The 1634-nt window shown below is 63.3% G+C and carries 2 protein-coding genes; both read left to right on the top strand.

Annotation, left to right across the window (positions count from 1 at the left end; all coding sequences use genetic code 11):
• Nucleotides 1–5 precede the first annotated feature (5 nt).
• Entirely contained in the window at nt 6–464 is a 459-nt protein-coding gene (locus tag AC11W3_RS11340) for a MarR family transcriptional regulator (RefSeq protein ID WP_484093035.1), read from the top strand.
• Nucleotides 461–1634: FUSC family protein (locus AC11W3_RS11335; RefSeq protein ID WP_484093034.1), on the top strand; the 1174-nt coding region annotated here is incomplete at its 3' end. The genes AC11W3_RS11340 and AC11W3_RS11335, both read left to right, overlap by 4 nt.

Genomic DNA, 1634 nt, shown 5'->3' with positions numbered 1-1634 from the left:
TGCCTGTGACCCGTGCAAAAATAGATTCCACCAACCTCCTGTTCCGGCTGGCCCATCTGACGCGACGTTGGCGCCAGGTGCTGGACTTGAAGATCCAGACAGCGGGACTGACAGACGCCACCTGGCGACCCCTCCTGCATCTCTACCTCCTGGGCGACGATATCCGCCAGAAAGACCTGGCCGCCTCTGTCGGCCTGGAAGGCCCCTCCCTGGTACGCCTCCTCGATAACCTCATCGGCAAGGGACTGATCGAACGCTCCGAGTGCCCCACCGACCGCCGTGCCAAACTCCTCCGTTTAACCCGCTCCGGCCAGCTGGCCGTGGCAGAAATCCATGAGACCGTGAAGAACCTGGAATCAGAGGTGCTGAGTCCATTCGCCGAGGCGGAAACGTCTCGGATGGCGGACTTTGTCGAGCGCCTGGAAATGTCGGTGCAAAACGTGCGGGAGAGAGTAAAACGATGAGACATGCACGACTGAAGCGTTTTGTGCTGCACCAGCGGCCCCATCTTCTTACCACCGTGCGGGGGACCACCGCAGCTTTGACGGCTCTCTCGGCCGCCATCTTCCTCGGCCTAGCCTGTCCGTACTGGGCAGCGATGACCGCCCTCATCGTCATCCAGCCAACGCGCGGGCTCTTGTGGGAAAAGAGCTTCTACCGCCTCCTCGGCACCGCGATCGGCTCGTCAGCGGCTCTGCTGCTCCTGCTCTACACACGGTCTCCGCTGGTTTTGACCGTCGCCCTTTGCCTCTGGGTTGCCGCCTGCGTCGGCCTCGGCAATCTCCTTTATGGCCTGCGCTCCTACGGTTACCTCATGGCAGGTTGTACCTGTGTGGTCATCGCCATGACCGGTTACCAGAATCCTTCCCGCATCTACGAGATCGCCTTCGGCAGGGTCGCCTGCATCATGGTCGGCATCATCTCCGCCACAGTGGTCACCGCACTTTTCACTCCCAGACCTTCCGCCGCCGAGTTTCACCGTCGCCTGGATGGCCTCGTCGCCGACTGTTTTTCCTGGCTGGCGCTGTTGCTGCGCCGGGGGAGGGGAGGCGATCTGGTAAGGCTGGAGCAGGATATCCTGATCGAGGTCACCGAGATCGAAAGCCTCTTTGAGGTCCTGGCCGCAGGCAACGGGAACCTCAAGAAACAGGGTCGCCAGCTGAGAACCCTGATCGCCTCCCTGCTCTCCCTGCTGGCGGTGGGCCGCATGGGTGGCGAGCAGCTTGCCAGGTATAAAGACGCGGCCGGCGACAGCGAGCCGTGGCAGGAACTCCTGGCTTTGCAGCTGGAAGTGCTGGCCGCCCGCGCCGAGGCACAGGAGGACCTGGAGGCCCATGTCTCGGTCATCGCCGCGCAGACCCAAGCGCATTTTCCTTTACTCACCCGGACCCTGGTGGAGATCGTTGCCTCGCTGGGAAAGGTGCTGGAGCAGGCCGGGTCGCTGACCGGTCCGGCGCGGGACATCGACACACCCCACTTGCCTCGTCATCGGGATTATCGCGAGGCATCTCGGGCTGCCGCCCGCGCCGTCATCGCCCTTGCCGCCGCCGGCGCCGTCTGGACGCTGTCCGGCTGGCAGCAGGGGCCGCTTACGCTGATGGCCGTCTCGATCATGGTCACCATCTTTTCCACCA

It is taken from the genome of Geomonas sp., assembly GCF_056994735.1.
Note: the sequence above shows the minus strand (reverse complement) of the source record. Positions and strands in the feature narration are given on the sequence as shown.